Source organism: Bacillus cereus group sp. BfR-BA-01350 (assembly GCF_022663775.1).
In the GTDB taxonomy this organism is placed as follows: Bacteria; Bacillota; Bacilli; order Bacillales; family Bacillaceae_G; genus Bacillus_A; species Bacillus_A paranthracis.
Genome location: NZ_JAKUGD010000001.1, coordinates 576888 through 598223, shown reverse-complemented (window position 1 = coordinate 598223; position 21336 = coordinate 576888). Strand labels below are relative to the sequence as shown.

Genomic DNA, 21336 nt, shown 5'->3' with positions numbered 1-21336 from the left:
CCATCCCCTTCAATTTAAGGTTACCAACATCCATATTATACCACATCATCAATTTATCTTTGAAAATAAAAAAATCCTGCATTTTTCATGCAGGATTTTTTATTAGTCATTTTTCGTAAAGTAAGAAACGAAACGAAGAATTTCTAAGTATAACCAAACTAATGTAAGCATTAGTCCCATTGCAGTGTACCACTCCATATATTTCGGAGCTTGACTACGTACACCATTTTCGATTAAATCGAAATCTAGTAATAAGTTTAATGCAGCAACTACGATAACAACTGCACTAATAATAATACCGATTGTACCGCCTTGGTGAATGTACGGAACCGTTACACCAAACATGTTTAGTAGAAATACGACTAAATACATAACCATAATTCCAAGTGTTGCTGCCATCACGCCTGTACGGAATTTATCCGTTACTTTTACTACACGTGTTGCATATAACACTAACATTGCAAATAGAATTGAGATTGTTAGTAAAACAGCATTTAAAACGATAGAATCGCCAAATTTCATTGTATAAACCGCTGAAATACTACCTAACACAACCCCTTCTACTGCTGCATAGATTGGTGCACCAAAAGGTGAAATACGTGGGAAGAACATAGACGCAAATGCGATGATTGCCGCAACGATTAAAGCGCCAATTAATACTGGCATCTTCATCGTACCCTCTATCATCTGTATGTATGAATAGACAGACGTTGCAAGTAGCAAGATAAGCATAATAAACGTTTTGCCTACTGTTCCGCCAATAGTCATCGCAGAAGCACTTGCTCCTTCTTTACGGAATGCCTCTTTTTTCAACATTGGATTAGATGTTCTCATTTTTTCCCTCCTAAAATAGGTTCTACCAATAGTGTAAAGTTTTTCTCTTTACTTTTCAATATATGCAGCTTGTTTTTATTTTAATCCTTCAACAATGTCCGATAGTTCACTCCATCTTTCCATCGTTTTTTCTAGCTCTTCTTCTGTTTTTTGCTGTGCTTCAGACAATTCTTGCGCTTTCGTAAAATCAGAACCAACATTCGCAAGCTCTTCTCCAATTGATTCTAGCTTTTCTTCAAGTTCCGCAATTGTATCTTCAATTGTTTCCCATTCGCGCTGCTCGTTATATGAAAGTTTACGCTTACGTTGTTGTTTCGGTGCTTCTTCTACTACTTTTTTCTCTTTCTGCACTTCCGCTTTCTCAATAAGTTCTCTCGTTTTTTCCATTTCTAAGTAATCCGTATAACTACCTAGAAATTCGCGCACTTCTCCTTCTCCCGTAAAGATGAACAATTCATCTACTACTTTATCTAAGAAGTAACGATCATGCGATACAGTTAAAACGACACCCGGGAAATCTTCTAAATAATCTTCTAACACTGTTAATGTTTGTGTATCTAAATCATTCGTAGGCTCATCGAGTAATAGTACGTTCGGTTCTCCCATTAATATACGTAATAAGTATAAACGTCTTCTCTCGCCACCAGATAGTTTGCCGAGCGGTGTACCATGTGAATGCGGCGGGAATAAGAAACGTTCTAACATTTGAGACGCACCAATTACTTTTCCATCTGTCGTATGAATAACTTCCGCGATTTCTTTAATGTATTCAATCATACGTTGATTTAAATTCATCTCTTCATTTTCTTGCGTATAGTAAGCGATTTTTACTGTTTGCCCAACTTCAATTTCACCACTATCAGGAGATATTTTACCTGCAAGCATATTTAATAGCGAAGATTTCCCGCTTCCATTTGCTCCAATAATTCCGATACGATCGCCTGGTTTCACGATATGATTGAAGTTGTTTAATACTGTTTTATCGCCAAATTTTTTCGTTACATCTTTTAACTCAAGTACTTTTTTCCCAAGGCGACTACCGCTAAGCGCAATATCAACTGACTGTTTTGCAGCTGGCCCTTCTTGACCTTTTAACTCTTCAAAACGTTGAATACGTGCCTTTTGCTTAGTCGAACGAGCTTTTGCACCACGGCGAATCCACGCTAGTTCACGGCGATATAAGTTTTGACGTTTTGATTCTTGTGCAAGTTCTTGTTCTTCACGAAGTGCTTTCGCTTCTAAAAACGTACTGTAATTCCCTTCATAACTATACAATTTTCCATTATCTAATTCGAAAATACGATTCGTCACACGATCTAAGAAATAACGATCATGGGTTACAAGTAATACCGCACCTGTGTACCTTGCTAAATATTCCTCTAACCACTCAACTGTCTCATGGTCAAGATGGTTCGTAGGCTCATCTAAAATTAATAGATCCGGTGTTTCAATAAAACACTGCGCCATCGCAATACGTTTTTTCTGCCCACCAGATAAATTTCCAACAATTGCTGTGAAATCCGTAATTCCTAGTTTCGTTAATAACGATTTTGCATTCGCATTTGCTTCCCACGCACTCATTGCGTCCATACGTTGTTGCACTGCAAATAATTGTTCCTGTACCTTTTCATTACTTGGATCTTTTTCGATATGTAATAGCGCCTTTTCATAATCACGAAGAAGACGAATTAAAGGTGTATCACCATGGAAGACTTGTTCTAATACTGTTAATTGTTCATCAAACTCTGGTTGCTGTGATAAATAACTAATTGTATACCCACGTGAATGAGTCATATCACCTGTGTCAGGAATTTCTGCCCCTGCAATAATTTTTAATAAAGTTGATTTACCAGTACCATTTACACCGATAATTCCGGCACGTTGTCCTTCTGCAATACTAAATGATAATCCATCAAATAACGGTTTCTCTCCATATGATTTTGATAAGTTTTCCACAGTTAACATTTTCATATTTGTGCATTCCACTCTTTCATAAATTGTTCAATAAACTGTTCCATATAACGATGACGAACTTCAGCCTCTTGTTTTGCTGCATTCGTATTCATTAAGTCTTTTAGTTTTAAAAGTTTTTCATAAAAATGATTTAAAGATGGGTCATTATTTTTTCTATATTCATCTTTCGTCATCACTTCACGAGGAGGAATAGTTGGATCATACATTAGTCTCCCTTTCGCCCCGCCATACGCAAATGTGCGAGCTATTCCAATAGCACCAAGAGCGTCTAAGCGATCTGCATCTTGAACAATCTTCCCTTCAATTGACTCCACTTTACCGCCATGACCACCTTTATAAGACATATTGGCGATAATATGAAGAACATGCTTACTTTCCTCTTCTTCAACATGTAACTCTTCTAACCAATCAGAAACTTTTTTCATTCCTGCTTCTTCACTTTCATTTAACTTCTCATCTGCCACATCGTGAAGTAATGCTGCCATTTCAATTATAAAACGATTTCCTCCTTCTTGCTCGGATAAAGAAATCGCCAGTTTATGTACACGCTCAATATGATACCAATCATGCCCACTGGCATCTTTTTCTAAAATATGTTTTACAAAAGTAATTGTTTTTTCTATCTTTTCTTGTTTTGTCATTTTATCTTCACCCAGTTACTTATTGTAACACGCCCGCATTTTTTCATCACATATTTTCTTGTCCGCCCATACACTAGGTGGTAGGCATCATCATGAAGGAGGAATAAATATGTTCTATAATAATCAACCGCCTTACCCACAACAACCATTTTACCCTCAGGTGCAAGAACAAGAACAAAGATATACAGAACAATATGAAGAACAAGAGCAACAATATGAACAAAATCCATATGCAGCGCCACAAACTCAAGAACAACAATTTCAACAAAATCCATATGACACACGTCCAAGTTACGAATATCCTCAAAATCCATATGCAGTACCACAAACTCAAGAGCAACAATTTCAACAAAATCCATATGTAGCACCGCAAACTCAAGAACAACAGTTTCAACAAAATCCATATGTAGCACCGCAAACTCAAGAACAACAGTTTCAACAAAACCCATACCCAACTCAGCCACAACAAACTCAAGTACAACAACAAATGTATCAACCAAACTACGACGCACGTGTCTCACCACCTAAACCGCCAACTTTCGATATTACACAACCACAAATTTTACCACCTGGACCAACATTGGATATTACACAGCCTCAAATTTTACCACCTGGACCAATTACAGAACCAACGCAACAACAGATTCAACAAGTTGTCGGTACACAGTTCTTACCTTTAAAGAAACCTGTACTAGATTTCGTAAAACCTTGGGTAGATTACGGTTTAAATGAAGCGAAACATACATCACACAAACACGCTTTAACAGAAGTTGCTGCGATTATGTTTTTAGTTGGGAAAGGATTTAATCCGACAATTGCTCATTATATTGTAGAATCTTGGGAGAAGAATGAGCAGTTTTAGTTTCATTCATTTTATGCTCTATAAAAAGATAAAAGTGCCACAAATGTCTGCTGTACAAACATTTGTGGCACTTTTTATTTTTCACGTTATATCTTTTCTAAAATAGTATTAAATTAATCTTGTCTTCCGCTCTTCTATCCGAATTACTTTTCCACTTTGATATATAAATGATTGTTCACCAAATCCACTTTTGGGTGGTTCTATTAGCTGAACCTGACCATTTTCAACAATATATATTCCGTTTATTTCTAAATCAATTTCAGCTGTCATTTCAACAAGATTTTCTTTTCTAATTCCCACCAAGATTACTCCCCTGTGCTATAATTACTTTGTCGAAGTAAGTGGTTTTATTCACCCACCACGCGAGTAAAGGTGTGAAAATTTTTGAGTAATATGAATAAAAGCCGAATTGAAATTCTAAAAATGAAAGCAAAAAGAACTGGTAGTAGAAAAGAACTCGTAGACGAACTTTCTAATATTGTTACAGTTTCTATGGACTCATTTATGGATCCAGAATCTAATGATTTATTTTGTAAAGACTTATTTAACATGCTAACACAAACTTCAAACATAAAAAACTTTGGTAGCACTAATTATGAAGAAAACAGAAGACTATCAATAGTACTGTTAAAAGAAACAGCTAAAACCATTAAATTTCCAGTTGATCAAGGGAGACTCTTTTTCTCTAAGGGTGGTAAATTTGAAGCAGTTAAACTGAACATTGGTGAAGTATTTGAGAATTTAGAAGAGTTATCAACCATATCAAAATTTCTAACTGGATATGCAGATTTTGTATTAGCTGGGGATGATTTAGAATTCGGGATCGTTATTGAGCGCACTGAATACCACTACGAATTCAGTATGTGGGGTGTATCCATAATATGAAGTACGAAAATACAAAAGACCACTTCAAAATGAGAGTGGTCTTTTTATTACTTTATCTATCAGTTTTTTCAAATCCCACTTATCAATACTCTTTTTAAGAACGTTTCTTCCTAGGACCTATAATCAATTTAATCGCCGTTCTTTCTTGATCATTAATAGTAACCTCTTGAAATGCTGGAACGAAGGCTAAATCGATACCACCTGGAGCAACAAATCCTCTTGCGATTGCAATTGCTTTAATCGCTTGGTTTAATGAACCAGCTCCAATCGCTTGAATTTCTACATTTCCACTTGTTCTTAGTACACCTGCAATTGCACCTGCCACTGAATTTGGTTTTGATTTTGAAGATACCTTTAATATATTTTCCATGTAAGTTGCTCCCTCTATTATTTAATCGCTCTTTTGTTACCGTATAAAATATTTCAACGTATCTTTTACTACTATTCACACCAAAAGCAAACAATACTACATATGTACATTCATTCGATACTTTTTCTCTTCTTCCTGCCGTGCTACGTAAATAAAGGTCAACGACTCCAAACCTTATATATACAAATATTTAAAAGATATAAATTCACTTAAACAATCACATCATTGTAACTGAAGATACTCGTTTTACTTTTGCAGGTGCAATTACAATTTAAAAAGCATCCCTACTACATTTCAAGAATTCTCTACCAAATACTTAACCTTTGTGCCTTCAAAAATTCCCATTATACCTTTCTGTTAATCTAATAAACATGAAAAAAGTACCGAGCTCTTCTACTACAAAAATTCGGTACTTTTTTCTCATTCTTTCTTATTTCTCCACATAAACCGACTTAACGATTGTACGATTATATGGTTGTCCTTCTTTATTCATCCCTTTTATATCCATCGTAACGTTATATACTCCTGGTTGCTTTATGTCCTTCAAAGCACCAGTAAATGTATTGTTATTCACATTTTGTAATTCATTATATTCAGAGACTAGTTTCCCTTCTTTATTCACGACTCTTACTGTTATGGAAAGATTTCCTTTCATTTCAGGTGCCATAGGTGATTTTTTCAGTTTATACTCAGATTTATTTGCTTTTACTTTTGTAGGCATTTGAAGAACAAATGGTGCGCTATTCTTGTAATCGCTTACAACTAAATATGCATCTTTCGACTGCTTCGCCATCATTTTAACTTTCCATTCTCCTACATCCATTTTATCAAATTTAAATGTTTTAATTGTCGCGCCACCAAAGAAAGATTCATCTTCACCAGTAGTTATAACACTATCTTTATTTGTATACACTTTTCCTTTTGGTGATATCATTTGTACTTCTACATCCGACGAAGCAGTTAATATAGAAACAATTCCTTCTGCCTTTTTATCAACCGCAACAGTTTGCTCTATCCACTGATTTTGTGGCAATTCCCCTCCTAAAATGCTTTGATTTGAAGTTGTATTTAATTGTTCTATATTTTCATTTGAACTAGTGCTGGATGCTACTAAAGCTGGAACCGGTACATTTGCTGTACGTAAATACGGTTCAATTCGTGAGAACACAGCAGATCCTTTTCGTATATTATCATGATCAAATCTAGAATCTGTAAATAAATGCGTTCCATACGGCAGCTTAGCACTCCACTCATTTACTAGTCCATCATTTGAACCGTATGATGACAAATATAATCCACCCATTGATAACGCCGAAAATACAGGGCCCCAGCTAGTCCCAGTAACTGTATAATAACGGTTTAATTTAGCTGCTGGATTATTATCAATCGTTGAACGAAATTTTGCCATTTCGCCCATTTGTAATGAATACGTACCATCATCTTTTTGACCTAATATAGAAGCAAGCCATCCTGCCCACCAACTATATGATAAATCCGCTAAGTTTGATCCATGATGTGGCGTCGCAAGTGTAATAACATTTCCGACAAATCGATTTGCCCCATATTCTACTAATGCAGCTTGTGTATCGATACCACCTTTACTATGTGCTACAATATTAACTTTTTTACCGAAATGATTATATATTTCTTCTAATTTTTGTGCTAACAATTTTCCGTTATCCCACTGACTAGCTGACCCTTTCCCAGCAGCATCATATAATTGTATAAATACTGTTTGATAGCCTGCTTTCAAAGCATAGTCATACATATCATTCATATCGTGATATACTGTCTTTCCATACCAACTATCAGCATTACCATTCCTTCCTTGCACAAAGAGAATTGGAGGCTTACTTTCATCATAATTAGCAGGTTTTTGACCTAAAAACCATTCTCCTGGTGTAAAGACTTCTTGATCTGGAAAGCCTGTTTTAAGCTCTTTTACAACTTCTGCTCGCACATTTGTGCTAATCATTGGAACCATGATAAAAAATACAATTAGTACGGCAACACATCTTCTCATCAATCGCATGTTACTCCCCCCACTTTTTTTGAAAGAAGGTGCTCGTTGTAATATTTTTTATCTTCTCTCTTAATACTAGATAATCTTTGTACTTAAACAAGACCCTGTCCCTATTCTTAAGAGATTACTAGTCCCCCTTCTTCCTTAACACACGTTATTCTCTTTGTTTCTATCTCTTCCTTTTGAGTGAATGCTACAAAAAAGTTTCTCAACAATTGTTAACTTTACTGAATCTAATATCCCCCAATTATTATTGTTTATATAAAGCATACAAATCTTGAAAAAACTTTAGTAAAAAAACACTTTATTACCAGCTAGTTATAAAAAAAGTTAATGAATATATGTGCTTTTATTTAATTAAATACAAACTAAACAAAATAGAAGCTAATATTGTAAGACTTTCCTATCATTAAATATTAAACTGAATTTTATGAATAGATACTAATATTTCCAGAAACATATATTATGATAATTTTCGCAGACTTGAATTAAACTTTTAAAAGTACTAACCTATCGGTGAGCAGAAGAAAATTCTGTAAAAAGAAAGGAGAATGCTTTATGATGACCGATTTACAAAAGGAGTTTTTTAAACGATTAAAAATTCCTGCAAAAGAAATAACATTTGATGATTTAGATGCAATTCTCTTAAAAATGGGATTGATTCTCCCCTATGAAAATCTCGATATTATGGCTGGTACTATTAAAAACATCTCAAAAAATAACTTAATAGAAAAGTTACTTATTCAAAAACGAGGCGGTCTTTGTTATGAATTAAACTCCTTATTGTATTACTTTTTAATGGATTGTGGATTTCAAGTATATAAAGTAGCTGGTACTGTTTATGACCTTTATGATAATAAATGGAAACCCGATGATGGTCATGTCATTATCATATTACATCATAATAATAAAGATTATGTTATAGACGCCGGTTTTGCCTCTCATCTACCTTTACATCCAGTCCCTTTTAACGGAAAAGTCATCTCTTCTCAAACGGGTGAATATCGAATTCGCAAACGAATTACCCGAAAAGGTACACACATTTTAGAAATGAGAAAAGGAGCTAACGGGGAATCTACAAATTTCTTGCAATCTGAACCTTCAGATGAATGGAAAATAGGCTATGCCTTCACTTTAAATCCAATAGATGAGAAAAAGGTTAATAATATCCAGAAAATCATTGTAGAACATAAAGAATCTCCTTTTAATAAAGGAGCTATCACTTGTAAATTAACTAATTATGGTCACATATCATTAACAAATAAAAATTATACAGAAACCTTTAAAGGCACCAAAAATAAACGTCCAATAGAATTAAAAGATTATGCTCGCATTCTTCGTGAATCTTTTGGAATAACGCAAGTGAAATATGTAGGAAAAACACTAGAAAGAGGTTAGTTGACTAAAAGTATTTCATAATAAAGCAGATTCCATATTTAGAATCTGCTTTATTTTATATTTTGTTATAAAGAAATTTGTTTTGCTCTTATCCTTTAATTTTCAATTATATACTCATCATCATATTTATCGTATTGGAGCCCTGACCCTATTTTTGATTCCGTAACTTGATCTCTTAAAAACGGTGCAGCTTCCATTTTGCTAGTTGCAATTTCAATTCCATATTTCTTCGTTAAATGGGCTAATTCTATTAAAAACCACTCTCTTCGCAATGTAACTGGAATATCAAATGTCCTTCTTTTCATATATAATAGCACCTCTTTAATTTTCATAACTTAAAAAACATTATAGTATATGCATGTCCATTTTAAATGTGCTATTAATAAAATATAATTTTAGTTTACATAAAATTATTATGTAATAGTAGAAAGAGGCTTGTCCTCCCCTTTCTACTGCAGAGATTTAAATTAAGAACATCTTGGTACACCGAAAGCTAAGAATAAACCTGCTACTCCCGCTGTAATCGGTACTTTCAAAGTAATTACATCGTCTACCTTCGTTACTAGAAAGTAAGCATTACCTTCTTGTAACACACAATTCACTAACAATTGAAATTCCATTCAAATTCCCTCCTCTCAATCTATATATTATACTTTATGGATTTTATTCAAAAATGTACTAGGAAATTCATCCATTTTCCCCTATATTCAAATAAATGTTTATCAGTCTATTAAAACTACTAATTTTATATAAATCGTGTAATACCCCATAAATCCCTATATAATTAGCAATGAAAATCTTACAAATGGAGGTATACAAATGGCGATTTTGAGTAATATTGGTACAGCTTTATTTTTAATTGCTTTTATTCTTTTCATTCTATGTATCATCTCGTTTTTCAAGAAAAATGGAAAAGCAAAACAGTATGGTCGTCCTGCCGTTATTCTTTTTATGATTTCGATTGTATTAATAATAACTAGTGCTGAGACTGCTAATAACCCAATTGTTGAATTTTTTTCTATTTTAAGTTTTGTTTTATTTGTTTTCTTCCTCGTACTAGCAATCTTATCTGTAATTAAAAAGACAGGTGTAGCAAAAAAACAATTTATTATCACAGCTATTTTATTTGTCATTTTTGTTGCACTCTCAAGTATTTCAGCTCCTTCTTCTGAAAAAACGACAGCAACTAGTAAAAAAGTTACTTCTAACAATGCAGAAGAAAAAGAGAGCAAGAAGAAAAAAGAACTAGAAAAGAAAGAAGCGGACGAAAAAGCTCAAAAGCAAGAAGATGAGAAGCGTCAAGCCGAGGAACAAGCTCGTAAGCAAGAGGATGAAAAACGTCAGGCTGATGAACAAGCTCGTAAACAACAAGAAGAACAAAAACGTCTTGCTGATGAACAAACTCGTAAACAACAAGAGGAACAAAAACGCCAGGCTGATGAACAGGCTCGTAAACAACAAGAAGAACAAATACGCCAAGCTGATGAACAAGCTCGTAAACAGCAAGAAGAACAAAAACGTCTTGCTGATGAACAAGCCCGTAAACAACAAGAAGAGCAAAAACGCCAAGCTAATGAACAAGCTCGTAAACAACAAGAGGAACAGAAAAAAGCACAGCAAGCTCAAACACAACCTGCTGCTGGAAATACTAGTAATGCATACTACAAAAATTGTGCCGCAGTTAGAGCTGCTGGGAAAGCTCCCCTATATAAAGGACAACCAGGTTATGCCTCACATCTTGATCGTGATGGCGATGGAGTCGCATGTGAAAAATAGCAATAAAAAAGAAGCTTCTAGTAAGCTTCTTTTTTATTATTACGTATAAGATCTAATTACTCTTCCATTCTTTTAAGCCCTATATCAATTCAAAATGGCATCTTATTTTTTAAATACTTGTACTATTAACCATTAACTGGAGCAATACTCCAATTAATGATTTCAATATTTTTCACCTCCACTTTCCCTTTGACAAGAACATGTGGAATTAAGTGAAACATCCCAAATCTTCTACTATTTTTGTATTCATCTCTATAATATTCTTTGGTGCAGGTATTTAATTGCTTTAATTCTTTATATTCATTAAAATTGATGAATTCTATTTCACATTCTTTTAATTCGCTATTTGCTCCACCCCAATTGTGCTTTGAGTACTTGTATATTGCCATACACTGACCCTTCAATGCGCTAATAGGAATTTTATAAAACAATTTATTTGTATGAATGTTTACTCCTATTTCCAACAATACTTTATAAATCTCATAAGGATGCAGTGGTAAAAAATGCACGACATCATTCCATAAACATTCTAGTTTTGGTATTTTACGTGTTAATAAGTTCTCTCTTTGAGTATGATCTTTATATTTTTGTATATACTCACGATATAAATTTGGATATACCCTTTTCAATTCATTTAATAGGATTAAATATTCTCCTTTTAGTTCTTCTGGTACCATATGATAAACATATTCCATAAAAACCTCCTATAAAAGATATACTTCCTATCCCAAAATTCTTCGCCATCTTTTCTATAATGTCCTCTGTTGAAGAATAATCCTATTATTCTCAAATCAGACACATAATAAGTGATTTCAATCACCACGTTGTTTTTCATTTATCGCTATTCTTAATTTAGATATTACATTTAAACTTTATGGAGGCATTCATATGGAACATACATTTACTGAAACTTCTATTGTCGGTGAGATTGTTACACAGTTTCCGAAAGCTAGTGATCTTTTTAAATCCTATAGAATAGATTTTTGTTGTGGCGGTAATAAGCCACTTATTGATGCAATTCATGAAAGAAATTTATCAGCTACTGAAGTAATTACAGAGTTAAATACGCTTTATCATAATACGAAACGATTAAATGAATCTGAAATTGATTGGAAAAATGCTTCTTATCGTGAATTGATTGATTATGTAATTCATAAGCATCATCGTTATTTAAATGAAGAGTTACCACAGTTAAGTCCTTATGTGACGAAAGTATTACGTGTTCATGGAGCAAATCAGCCGCATTTAGCTAAGATTCATAAGCTATTTCATGAACTTAAAATGGAATTAGAACAGCATTTAATTAAAGAAGAAACAGAAGATTTCCCATTAATTTTAGAATTTGAAAAAAATCCAACTGATGAAAACTATGCAAAGTTACGTAAAGTAGTAGATGAACTAGAAAATGAACATAACCACGCTGGCAACATTATTAAAGAGCTTCGTAAAGTTACACATGACTTTACTCCTCCAGAAGGAGCTTGCGGCACTTATCGACTTGTTTACAATCGCCTTGAAGCGTTAGAGTCTGATTTATTTGAGCACATTCATTTAGAAAATAATATTTTATTTCCACGTGCCATTACGAGAGCGTAAATAAAGTGCAGGACATGAGTATACATACTGATGTCCTGCTTTTTCATTTTGCGAAACCTATCCACATCACCCTCACATAAATCCGAATTTTAACAATTTGTGAATCATTATAAAAATGTGATAAATATCACATCTCCCCCTTTCTTGATTTTCTATAATAAAAATATAATCCTTTGTTCAACATTTCACATAAAAAGGGGAAACGAAAATGAAAAAACGTTTAGTTATGATCGGAAATGGTATGGCTGGCATACGTTGTATGGAAGAAATATTAAAACATGATTGTGATTCATATGAGATTACTATTTTTGGAGATGAACCACACCCAAACTATAATCGCATTATGCTCTCTCATGTTTTACAAGGTAAAACAAATATACAAGATATCATTATGAATGAATACAGTTGGTATGAAGAAAACGAAATAACTTTGTATACAAATGAAAGAGTCCAAAGTATTGACCGAGAAGAAAAAGTTATTATTACAGAAAAGAATCGTACTCTTACATATGACAAACTTATTATTGCAACAGGTTCTAGTGCTTTTATTTTACCGGTTGAAGGTTCCACTCTTCCTGGTGTAACAGGTTTTCGAACTATTGAAGATACACAGTTTATGATGGATACTGCTAAAGAAAAGAAAAAGGCCGTTGTCATTGGTGGTGGATTACTTGGTTTAGAAGCAGCAAGAGGTCTTATTGACTTAGGAATGGACGTACATGTTGTTCATTTAATGCCTAGCTTAATGGAGCAACAACTAGATACGAAAGCAGCTTCTCTACTGCGTGAAGATCTAGAAGCACAAGGCATGAAGTTTCTAATGGAAAAGAAAACTGTAAAAATTCTTGGTACAAACCATGTTGAGGGCATTCAATTTGAAGATGGTGAAGTTGTAGATTGTGATTTAATCGTAATGGCTGTCGGAATCCGACCAAATACGCAAATAGCAAGAGATGCTGGTTTAATTGTCAATCGCGGCATTGTAGTCAATGACTATATGCTAACAAACGATGAGTCCATTTATGCAGTTGGCGAATGTGCAGAACATGACGGTATCGCATATGGACTTGTTGCCCCTCTTTATGAACAAGGTGCAATATTAGCAAAACATATAACAAATTTACAAACTGATGGATATTCGGGCAGTATCGTCGGTACGCAATTAAAAGTTGCTGGTTGTGATTTATTCTCTGCAGGCCAAATTTATGAAGATGATCAAACGAAAGCAATATCCATCTTTAATGAATGCAAACGTTCCTATAAAAAAGTATTAATTCGTGACAATAAAGTCGTCGGTATCGTTTTATATGGTGACACAGCTGATGGTACACGCCTCTTTAGCATGTTAAAGAAAGAAGAAGATATACAAGAATATACACCAGCGTCCATTCTTCACAAAGCTGGTGAAGAAAGTGAACTTGATGTTGCTACAATGAGTGCGGATGACACAATTTGTGGATGTAATGGTGTTACGAAAGGAACAATCGTACATGCCATTTTAGAACAAGAGTTAACGACTTTTGAAGAAGTTAAAGGCTGTACGAAAGCCGCAGGGTCATGTGGTAAATGTCGTCCACTTGTAGAACAAGTTTTATCTCATACACTCGGAGATGCTTTTGATGCCTCAGCCCAGTCTGCTGGTATGTGCGGATGTACACCTTTATCACGTGATGAAGTCGTAGCGGCAATTCATGAAAAAGGCTTAAAATCACCAAAAGAAGTACGAAATGTTCTTGGTTTTGTACATGAAGATGGCTGTTCGAAATGTCGTCCTGCTTTGAACTACTATTTACGTATGGCGATTCCAGAAGAATATGAAGATGATAAAGCCTCCCGTTTCGTTAATGAAAGAATGAATGGTAACATCCAGCACGATGGTACATTCTCTGTTATTCCACGTATGTACGGAGGCGTTACAACAGCAGATGATTTAATGAAAATTGCTGAAGTTGCGAAAAAGTATAATGTTCCACTTGTGAAAATTACCGGTGCAAGTCGAATTGGCTTATACGGTGTTAAGAAACAAGATTTACCTAACGTATGGGCTGACTTAAATATGACTTCTGGATATGCGTATTCAAAATCTCTTCGTAATGTAAAATCATGTGTTGGCTCTCGTTTCTGCCGTTTCGGTACGAAAGATTCATTAGGACTTGGTATGCTCCTTGAACAATCCTTAGAAATGGTAGATACACCTCATAAAATGAAGATGGGTGTAACGGGCTGTCCGCGTAACTGTGCGGAAGTACTTACGAAAGATTTTGGCGTTGTTTGTGTCGAAAATGGATATCAACTTTATATTGGTGGAAATGGTGGTACAGAAGTACGTAAAGCTGATTTTGTAATGATTGTCCCTACTGATGATGATGTTCTTCGCATCGCTACAGCTTACATGCAATATTATCGTGAAACTGGTATTTACGGAGAGCGTACTGCCTACTGGACAGAACGATTAGGCTTCGATCACATAAAAGAAATACTGCAAGATGTAAATATCGTCACTAAGTTAAATGAACGTTTCCAAACAGCTCGTGGCACATATAAAGAAGCTTGGGGACAAGCACTAGAAACAAAATCATTAAAAGGGATGTATGAAGTAGAAACTGTGAAATAAGGAGCTGTGATCTATATGATACAAACGAAAGAAAAAATAAAAGTTATGCGTGCAGAAGATCTTCCTATTCAAATCGGTAAAGAGGTACAAATGAAAGGTATGTCTATCGCCCTATTCCGCCTTTCAAATGGTGATATTCGAGCTGTAGAAAATCGTTGTCCTCATAAAAACGGACCGTTAGCAGAAGGAATTGTATCTGGTGAATTCGTCTTTTGTCCACTGCATGATTGGAAGATTTCATTACTAACAGGTGAAGTTCAACAACCTGATGACGGTTGTATTCAAACGTACGAAGTAGAAGTCATTGATGGTGACATTTATATATATATGTAATTTACAAAAGGAAGCCTCCCCCCTGGCTTCCTTTTAAATAAAACTAGATGAGGTGCAATTATATGAACGGATATGTATATTTAGTTGGTGCAGGACCAGGTGATGAAGGGCTTATTACAAAGAAAGCGATAGAGTGTTTAAAACGTGCAGATATTGTTTTATATGACCGTTTACTAAACCCTTTCTTTCTTAGCTATACAAAACAAACATGTGAACTTATGTATTGCGGAAAAATGCCAAAGAATCATATTATGCGACAAGAAATGATTAACGCACACCTTCTTCAATTTGCAAAAGAGGGAAAAATTGTTGTCCGATTAAAAGGCGGAGATCCATCTATTTTTGGCCGTGTTGGTGAAGAAGCAGAAACTTTAGCAGCAGCAAATATTCCATATGAAATTGTACCAGGCATTACATCTAGCATCGCCGCTAGTAGCTATGCAGGTATCCCCCTTACCCACCGTAACTACAGTAATAGCGTTACTTTACTAACCGGACATGCAAAAGGTCCTTTAACCGATCATGGAAAATATAATTCATCTCACAATAGCGATACGATTGCCTACTACATGGGTATAAAAAACTTACCTACAATTTGCGAAAACTTACGACAAGCAGGAAAGAAAGAAGATACGCCAGTAGCAGTCATTGAATGGGGTACAACTGGTAAACAGCGCGTTGTCACAGGGACACTATCTACCATTGTTTCTATCGTCAAAAATGAAAATATTTCTAACCCTTCTATGACAATTGTTGGTGATGTCGTTTCCTTACGTAATCAAATCGCTTGGAAAGAACGTAAACCATTACATGGTAAAAAAGTTTTATTTACATCCGCAACAAATAAAACAAGTGTAATGAAGCAAAGGTTACAAGAAGCTGGTGCAGAAATATATCAAATTCCAACTTTCAAAAAGGAAGAATATACATTAACACTTGAACAAATCAATGAAATTTTTAACGTTGATCGCCTTGTTTTTTGTTCAGCTAAAAGTGTAGAAATTTTGATGCAATCATGTAGTAAATACCAGAAAGATATTCGTTCTTTACAGGCAGAGCTGCAACACATGAACGTTGCCACTCAAGAAAAACTTATGCAATATGGCCTACTAAGTAAAGAAGCAAAGTTCTCTTCCGATACAACTGTTTATTTAGGCAGAAATATTAATCGGATTGCTTTTATTCAAGAGAAAATTGGTGCCGGCTCCTATATGATGACTCATAAGTATACAATTGATCATCGCTTCGATGAAGTCCATTCTCGTATGCTTTCAGAATTCTTATGGGATAGCATTGTATTTGAAGGACGCGCTTCTATTGATACGTTTCTAGCAGAAGTAAAACGTCTTGGCTTTATCGATATTGTTACTCTCCCATTCTCGTATACCGACGTTCCAACTTTACACTATGCAAATAAAGTCGGGTTTCATAACGTAGATCATCAATTACAAGAAACTCTTATGAAAAAAGATATGGTAAGACAATGAAAGGAATTGTATATGTTGGACACGGGAGCCGGTTACAAGAAGGTAACGAACAATTCATTCACTTTATTCAATCTGTTATGAAAGAACGTAACGAAAGAATTCAAAAAATAGCTTTTCTAGAACTAACGACACCTACCATTTCGGATGCAGTTACAGAAACGATACTAGAGGGAGCAACTGAAATAATGATTGTACCTGTTTTATTATTTGCAGCAGCTCACTATAAATGTGATATTCCTTTTGAGATAGAACAAATGCAAAAGCAATATCCACATATAACATTTTCAGTTGTACCACCTTTTAGTACGCATCCGCATATGGTTGAACTTGTAGTGAAAAGAATACGTGAAGCTATGCCAATGCAAAATAGTAGTATTTTACTCGTAGGAAGAGGTAGTAGTGACCCCCAGCCCATACATGAGTTACAGCAAATTGGAGTAGCTGTCGAACAAAAACTCAGTATACCAGTATCGTGCTCCTTTTTAACGAAAGGAACGCCCTCTTTTACTGCTGAGCTCAAGACTATAACATCGACTGCATCTCATGTATATGTCATGCCGTACCTTCTCTTTACTGGATTATTGCTTCAAAAAATTAAGTTGCATACAAAAAAATACGATCACGTTACAACTTGTAACTGTCTTCAGTTTGATACATATATGAAATTAACATTGTTAGAACGAATGGAGGAATATGTGTATGTATAACATGTACCCTCTTATGTTTAATCTACATAATAAAGTGGTCGTTATCATTGGTGGAGGTAAAATCGCATATCGAAAAGCGTCTAGATTAAAAGATACAGGCGCTTTTGTCACCGTTGTCAGCCCAGAAATTTGCAAGGAAATGAAGGAACTTCCTTATATTACTTGGAAGCAAAAAACTTTTAGTAATGATGATATTAAAGATGCTCATCTTATTTATGCAGCTACAAATCAACATGCTGTAAATATGATGGTCAAACAGGCCGCCCATGATTTTCAATGGGTTAACGTTGTAAGTGACGGTACAGAATCATCGTTTCACACACCGGGTGTCATCCGAAATGGTGAATATGTTGTAACGATTTCAACTTCAGGTAAAGATCCATCTTTTACGAAGCGTATGAAGCAGGAACTAACATCTATTTTTCCTACTCTTATAAAAAAGCTTTCTCGTACTCACAAATTATAATCTATTTCTTAGCTAAAATAGTAATTACCTTTGGACGAACGTTTTTTAGAAGCGTTTGTTCTTTTGGTTTTGGTTTCCTTTTTTGAATTAAACCGCTTAATTATCAGACATGATACAATTGTAAACGACACCTAATATATGAAAGACTGCTTTTTCTCATATCAATCCCCTTCCATCACTCGCCACCTCAAATCTATTCGTTTTTGCATGTAAATTCAAAACAAAATATATGACAAATAAATAACGACAGTTACTGTAACAATACTAAAAAGTGTTGAAAATAAAACGATTTGCGCATGTAGTTCAGGCTCTATTTGATACTCCATAGCAATGGTTGCTGTATTTCTTGAAGTAGGAAAAGAACTTGCAATAAATAATGATTGTGCAACAATACCATCAATCTTTAGTAGGTAGATCATGGTAAGTGCTACTAATGGCCCCATCAGTAACCTTCCAATTAAAGCCCATGTTATGACTCGATGGAAAAATTTAAGCTTAATGTTGGATAATTGCGCCCCTAGCAATATGAGTGCTATTGCAACAAAACCATTCGCAAGCTGATTAAGAGGTAGCAAGATAGAATTAGGTAATTGAATTGTAAAAGATTGAAAGAGAATCCCTAATACGAGCGCATGAAATACAGGCAGTCTTAGAAATGATTGAATAATACCTCCGATTGTTTTTGTTGCTGATAGTAAGTTATATATTCCATATGAATAGGTTAAAAGATTCTGGAAAATAACAATGAAAATCTGAATGGAAACCCCCACTGGATTGTGACTGAAAATCAATTGACTTACTGGTAATCCATAATTACCGGAATTCATTAACGAAATGCTATTTTTTAGAGCTGCACTTTCTCCTTTTTCTAACTTTAATATTTTTGAAATAAAATGACTTACTATGATCAGACTTAGACTGTAAAGCATTAAATAGTATATTATCTGGAGCAACAAATCTATTTCTATACGAATATCATATATATTCACAAATACAGCCGCAGGCATCAAGCAATAAGTAATAAGTGTAGATAGTTGCTTTAAGTCAAATTGAAACTTTCTTTGTAAGATTGCACCAATTAGCATCAATATTAATATCGGTAATATTACGTCTAATATAATAAAAACAAACATTTACAACCTCATTCTACATATATTTTAGTTGGATTAAACACTTTACTACATATGGACCACATTTAATTCATCGGAAAACACATTCAGTTCTCAATAATCAGAAAAAACACTTATTTTATTCCCCCCCCTCTCTTTTCTTTAACATAACAAATATGAGCCATAAAGAAAATTATGGATTATTTATAGAAATTTATAATTTTATCTTATCGAACTGAACTGTATTCTTTAGTTTAAGTATACTTTTTCACAATACCCATTAGCCTTATCAAAAAGCTGGTTCTAATAAAATATGAAGTTTTTTCTTGTTATAGATACCGTCATATGTTTTTTAAAATTCCGAGGAATTTCAATTTTTATATTTCTTGATATAGATTGATAGATATTCTTTAGAAAGGAGTGACTATTAATCGATTTATTAGCGATCAATAGTCATATCGTTTAATTCAAAAGTTATTGTTTTCATTCTCGATATATTCCGAATGTTTTATGAAGATGTTTCGTTTATTCATTTCAGTCTTATAACAATCGTACTGTTTCTTTTACTTTGGAAACTTTCAATAGACAAAAAACTGAGTTCTCGATTGTAGAATTAGATTTAAGGTCATACATTTATCCCTTAATTTCTTTATCTGTAGGCAAAACAATTGCAGCTATTATATAAATTAACACTGTAAATCCGCTAGTAAAAAAGGCTGATAATGCAGTTACTATGCGAAGGATACTAACATCAATTCCATACTTGTCACTTAAGCCACCTAACACACCTGATACTTGTTTATCTTGAGTGGACTTATATAACTTTTTCATCTAAACACCCCAATTCAATTAAATATTTGCTTTCTAAAAATTAGTTTAATCTTTGTGCTTGAACTAACCTGCCCTTTAATTGAATAACATCTGATATCTATATTTTAACATAAAATCCCATTACTCTTCTGTTTTTCATTTTAAAACCACATTATTTTAGAAAACAAACGTTCGTTAAGATATCAATAGAAAACATGTTGAAGCCTATTACTAAAAGAACCATCCCAAAATACTTTGGGACGGCTCTTTTTCTTTATTAATGATTCTTTAACATCACTAACAGCTTTTCTTGACTATACATCCATACTGTAATGATTAAACAAGCAAGTGCGACTTCTGATAACGCCATAAACCCAATTGCATAATGACCTGTTAGTTGGAACAGTAATGTTAAAATTAGTGGCGGGAAGAATCCTCCAAGTCCGCCTAAAGCTGAAACGAGCCCATTTACAATACCAGCTTGTTCTGAGAAGTACATTGGAACGAGCTTGAAGATTGTACCATTACCGATACCTGCACAAAATGCGACAAGTAGGCAACCAAATGTATATACGTTCATGCTAGGCATAAATGATAAAATAATACCTGAAAGTGTTAAACCGATAAATACGAAGATTAATATTTTAAATGGATTAAACTTATCACCGAGCCAACCACCAATCGGACGCATAATTGTTGCGAGTACGATGAATCCGGCTGTCCGTATACCTGCATCTACTTTCTCTAATCCGAAATGAGATACTAAAAAGTTTGGTAAATATACTGTAAATGCAACAAATGATCCGAAAGTTAAAAAGTAAAAGATACATAAAAACCAAAGTTTCTCATTTTTATATACACCTTTTATTTGTTCCATTAGTGGTGTATTCACTTTTTTCTCTTTACGATCACCTAATAAAAAGTTCATAAGTGCAAACGCTGCAAGTAAAACTAAATAACATTGTACTGTCGTTCTCCAGCCAACTGAAGTTGCGATAACAGGCGCTAAAAATGAAGTAATTGCTGTTCCAGCGTTACCGACACCGTAAATACCATTTACAAAACCGTGACTCTCTTTTGGAAAGTATTTTGGTAAAGAAGTTACTCCTACAGAGAATACAGCACCACCGATTCCTACAAATAATCCACCAATAATTAAATCCATCATAGAATTGGCAACACTAATATAAAAAACAGGAAATAATAATAGAATAAAACTAATAAAGAATAATTTTCTTGCTCCGAAACGATTTGTCCAATAACCAATTGGAATGCGAAGAACAGAACCTAAAATAACGGGTACTGCTGTTACCATAGAAATTTGTCCCGCAGTTAATGGGATATCCACTTTAATATAGGGCATTAATGATGATAAAATAACCCACACCATAAAACCGATAATTAGATTAGAAGTTTGTAAACTTAATTGAAAATTAGGACTTTTCATCCTG

Annotated in this window: 22 protein-coding genes; 10 read left to right on the top strand and 12 right to left on the bottom strand. The window is 34.2% G+C overall.

Annotated elements, in window-relative coordinates; translation table 11 throughout:
• Positions 1-102: 102 nt before the first annotated feature.
• From MR147_RS03050 to MR147_RS03040, 3 genes are all read right to left on the bottom strand, one after another.
• Positions 103-834: a Bax inhibitor-1/YccA family protein gene (locus tag MR147_RS03050; protein WP_001260642.1), complete on the bottom strand. Its 732-nt coding sequence runs from the start codon at positions 832-834 to the stop codon at positions 103-105.
• Positions 835-909: 75 nt separating this feature from the next.
• Positions 910-2805, bottom strand: coding sequence for an ABC-F family ATP-binding cassette domain-containing protein (locus tag MR147_RS03045; RefSeq protein WP_014893791.1), 1896 nt, complete (start codon positions 2803-2805; stop codon positions 910-912).
• Entirely contained in the window at positions 2802-3449 is a 648-nt protein-coding gene (locus MR147_RS03040; RefSeq protein ID WP_000165940.1) for an HD domain-containing protein, read from the bottom strand. The genes MR147_RS03045 and MR147_RS03040 overlap by 4 nt, the downstream gene beginning before the upstream one ends.
• 109 nt (positions 3450-3558) lie before the next feature.
• On the opposite strand from MR147_RS03040, the gene MR147_RS03035 reads away from it, so the two are divergent.
• Complete coding sequence (locus MR147_RS03035) at positions 3559-4311, top strand: hypothetical protein (RefSeq protein ID WP_242303629.1); 753 nt, start codon at positions 3559-3561, stop codon at positions 4309-4311.
• Positions 4312-4419: 108 nt separating this feature from the next.
• Here the strand turns inward: MR147_RS03035 and MR147_RS03030 are convergent, their stop codons facing one another.
• Entirely contained in the window at positions 4420-4611 is a 192-nt protein-coding gene (locus MR147_RS03030; RefSeq protein ID WP_078417153.1) for a DUF3954 domain-containing protein, read from the bottom strand.
• Positions 4612-4695: 84 nt separating this feature from the next.
• On the opposite strand from MR147_RS03030, the gene MR147_RS03025 reads away from it, so the two are divergent.
• Positions 4696-5196 carry a YxiF family protein gene (locus MR147_RS03025; RefSeq protein WP_074606071.1) on the top strand — a complete coding sequence of 167 codons (501 nt, stop codon included), beginning with the start codon at positions 4696-4698 and terminating at the stop codon, positions 5194-5196.
• A 94-nt stretch (positions 5197-5290) separates the two neighbouring features.
• Here the strand turns inward: MR147_RS03025 and spoVS are convergent, their stop codons facing one another.
• Positions 5291-5566: a stage V sporulation protein SpoVS gene (gene spoVS, locus MR147_RS03020; protein WP_000427791.1), complete on the bottom strand. Its 276-nt coding sequence runs from the start codon at positions 5564-5566 to the stop codon at positions 5291-5293.
• Positions 5567-5996: 430 nt separating this feature from the next.
• Positions 5997-7598, bottom strand: coding sequence for a lipase family alpha/beta hydrolase (locus MR147_RS03015; protein WP_242303628.1), 1602 nt, complete (start codon positions 7596-7598; stop codon positions 5997-5999).
• A 549-nt stretch (positions 7599-8147) separates the two neighbouring features.
• On the opposite strand from MR147_RS03015, the gene MR147_RS03010 reads away from it, so the two are divergent.
• The gene (locus tag MR147_RS03010) at positions 8148-8987 is read left to right on the top strand and encodes an arylamine N-acetyltransferase family protein (protein WP_000988051.1); all 840 of its coding nucleotides are present in this window, start codon (positions 8148-8150) and stop codon (positions 8985-8987) included.
• A 95-nt stretch (positions 8988-9082) separates the two neighbouring features.
• Here the strand turns inward: MR147_RS03010 and MR147_RS03005 are convergent, their stop codons facing one another.
• Both MR147_RS03005 and exsG read right to left on the bottom strand, forming a co-directional pair.
• A complete protein-coding gene (locus tag MR147_RS03005; protein ID WP_000830253.1) occupies positions 9083-9292 on the bottom strand; it encodes a hypothetical protein in 210 nt (69 codons plus the stop codon).
• 162 nt (positions 9293-9454) lie between these two features.
• The gene (exsG, locus tag MR147_RS03000) at positions 9455-9607 is read right to left on the bottom strand and encodes an exosporium protein ExsG (protein WP_000395675.1); all 153 of its coding nucleotides are present in this window, start codon (positions 9605-9607) and stop codon (positions 9455-9457) included.
• Between the two features lie 199 nt (positions 9608-9806).
• On the opposite strand from exsG, the gene MR147_RS02995 reads away from it, so the two are divergent.
• Entirely contained in the window at positions 9807-10763 is a 957-nt protein-coding gene (locus tag MR147_RS02995) for an excalibur calcium-binding domain-containing protein (RefSeq protein WP_242303627.1), read from the top strand.
• Between the two features lie 125 nt (positions 10764-10888).
• Here MR147_RS02995 and MR147_RS02990 read toward each other — a convergent pair whose 3' ends face one another.
• Positions 10889-11458 carry a group-specific protein gene (locus tag MR147_RS02990; protein WP_242303626.1) on the bottom strand — a complete coding sequence of 190 codons (570 nt, stop codon included), beginning with the start codon at positions 11456-11458 and terminating at the stop codon, positions 10889-10891.
• A 193-nt stretch (positions 11459-11651) separates the two neighbouring features.
• Between MR147_RS02990 and ric the strand changes: the two genes are divergently transcribed.
• From ric to MR147_RS02960, 6 genes are all read left to right on the top strand, one after another.
• Complete coding sequence (gene ric, locus MR147_RS02985) at positions 11652-12359, top strand: iron-sulfur cluster repair di-iron protein (RefSeq protein WP_074541289.1); 708 nt, start codon at positions 11652-11654, stop codon at positions 12357-12359.
• A gap of 208 nt (positions 12360-12567) precedes the next feature.
• Positions 12568-14973: an NADPH-nitrite reductase large subunit gene (gene nirB / locus MR147_RS02980; protein ID WP_242303625.1), complete on the top strand. Its 2406-nt coding sequence runs from the start codon at positions 12568-12570 to the stop codon at positions 14971-14973.
• A 15-nt stretch (positions 14974-14988) separates the two neighbouring features.
• On the top strand, positions 14989-15306 hold the full coding sequence (gene nirD, locus MR147_RS02975; protein WP_074606059.1) for a nitrite reductase small subunit NirD: 318 nt from the start codon (positions 14989-14991) through the stop codon (positions 15304-15306).
• A 62-nt stretch (positions 15307-15368) separates the two neighbouring features.
• The gene (locus MR147_RS02970; RefSeq protein WP_074606057.1) at positions 15369-16793 is read left to right on the top strand and encodes a uroporphyrin-III C-methyltransferase; all 1425 of its coding nucleotides are present in this window, start codon (positions 15369-15371) and stop codon (positions 16791-16793) included.
• Positions 16790-17500: a sirohydrochlorin chelatase gene (locus MR147_RS02965; RefSeq protein WP_242303624.1), complete on the top strand. Its 711-nt coding sequence runs from the start codon at positions 16790-16792 to the stop codon at positions 17498-17500. Before MR147_RS02970 ends, MR147_RS02965 begins: the two co-directional genes overlap by 4 nt.
• The gene (locus MR147_RS02960) at positions 17493-17966 is read left to right on the top strand and encodes a precorrin-2 dehydrogenase (protein ID WP_242303623.1); all 474 of its coding nucleotides are present in this window, start codon (positions 17493-17495) and stop codon (positions 17964-17966) included. Before MR147_RS02965 ends, MR147_RS02960 begins: the two co-directional genes overlap by 8 nt.
• A gap of 215 nt (positions 17967-18181) precedes the next feature.
• On the opposite strand, the gene MR147_RS02955 is transcribed toward MR147_RS02960, so the two are convergent.
• From MR147_RS02955 to narK, 3 genes are all read right to left on the bottom strand, one after another.
• On the bottom strand, positions 18182-19099 hold the full coding sequence (locus tag MR147_RS02955) for an AEC family transporter (RefSeq protein ID WP_000497478.1): 918 nt from the start codon (positions 19097-19099) through the stop codon (positions 18182-18184).
• 609 nt (positions 19100-19708) lie between these two features.
• Positions 19709-19906, bottom strand: coding sequence for a PspC domain-containing protein (locus MR147_RS02950; protein ID WP_000737852.1), 198 nt, complete (start codon positions 19904-19906; stop codon positions 19709-19711).
• Positions 19907-20162: 256 nt separating this feature from the next.
• Entirely contained in the window at positions 20163-21332 is a 1170-nt protein-coding gene (narK, locus tag MR147_RS02945) for a nitrate transporter NarK (protein WP_000841850.1), read from the bottom strand.
• Positions 21333-21336 lie beyond the last annotated feature (4 nt).

What these genes read in the sequence shown, in the direction of transcription:
- MR147_RS02960 (WP_242303623.1), top strand. Translation starts at nt 17,493, where the DNA reads ATGTATAACATGTACCCTCTTATGTTTAATCTACATAATAAAGTGGTC.
- MR147_RS02990 (WP_242303626.1), bottom strand. Translation starts at nt 11,458, where the DNA reads ATGGAATATGTTTATCATATGGTACCAGAAGAACTAAAAGGAGAATAT.
- ric (WP_074541289.1), top strand. Translation starts at nt 11,652, where the DNA reads ATGGAACATACATTTACTGAAACTTCTATTGTCGGTGAGATTGTTACA.
- MR147_RS02965 (WP_242303624.1), top strand. Translation starts at nt 16,790, where the DNA reads ATGAAAGGAATTGTATATGTTGGACACGGGAGCCGGTTACAAGAAGGT.
- MR147_RS03035 (WP_242303629.1), top strand. Translation starts at nt 3,559, where the DNA reads ATGTTCTATAATAATCAACCGCCTTACCCACAACAACCATTTTACCCT.
- MR147_RS02970 (WP_074606057.1), top strand. Translation starts at nt 15,369, where the DNA reads ATGAACGGATATGTATATTTAGTTGGTGCAGGACCAGGTGATGAAGGG.
- MR147_RS03010 (WP_000988051.1), top strand. Translation starts at nt 8,148, where the DNA reads ATGATGACCGATTTACAAAAGGAGTTTTTTAAACGATTAAAAATTCCT.
- MR147_RS03040 (WP_000165940.1), bottom strand. Translation starts at nt 3,449, where the DNA reads ATGACAAAACAAGAAAAGATAGAAAAAACAATTACTTTTGTAAAACAT.
- MR147_RS02955 (WP_000497478.1), bottom strand. Translation starts at nt 19,099, where the DNA reads ATGTTTGTTTTTATTATATTAGACGTAATATTACCGATATTAATATTG.
- nirB (WP_242303625.1), top strand. Translation starts at nt 12,568, where the DNA reads ATGAAAAAACGTTTAGTTATGATCGGAAATGGTATGGCTGGCATACGT.
- exsG (WP_000395675.1), bottom strand. Translation starts at nt 9,607, where the DNA reads ATGGAATTTCAATTGTTAGTGAATTGTGTGTTACAAGAAGGTAATGCT.
- MR147_RS02950 (WP_000737852.1), bottom strand. Translation starts at nt 19,906, where the DNA reads ATGAAAAAGTTATATAAGTCCACTCAAGATAAACAAGTATCAGGTGTG.
- MR147_RS03015 (WP_242303628.1), bottom strand. Translation starts at nt 7,598, where the DNA reads ATGCGATTGATGAGAAGATGTGTTGCCGTACTAATTGTATTTTTTATC.
- MR147_RS03005 (WP_000830253.1), bottom strand. Translation starts at nt 9,292, where the DNA reads ATGAAAAGAAGGACATTTGATATTCCAGTTACATTGCGAAGAGAGTGG.
- narK (WP_000841850.1), bottom strand. Translation starts at nt 21,332, where the DNA reads ATGAAAAGTCCTAATTTTCAATTAAGTTTACAAACTTCTAATCTAATT.
- MR147_RS03045 (WP_014893791.1), bottom strand. Translation starts at nt 2,805, where the DNA reads ATGAAAATGTTAACTGTGGAAAACTTATCAAAATCATATGGAGAGAAA.
- spoVS (WP_000427791.1), bottom strand. Translation starts at nt 5,566, where the DNA reads ATGGAAAATATATTAAAGGTATCTTCAAAATCAAAACCAAATTCAGTG.
- nirD (WP_074606059.1), top strand. Translation starts at nt 14,989, where the DNA reads ATGATACAAACGAAAGAAAAAATAAAAGTTATGCGTGCAGAAGATCTT.
- MR147_RS03050 (WP_001260642.1), bottom strand. Translation starts at nt 834, where the DNA reads ATGAGAACATCTAATCCAATGTTGAAAAAAGAGGCATTCCGTAAAGAA.
- MR147_RS02995 (WP_242303627.1), top strand. Translation starts at nt 9,807, where the DNA reads ATGGCGATTTTGAGTAATATTGGTACAGCTTTATTTTTAATTGCTTTT.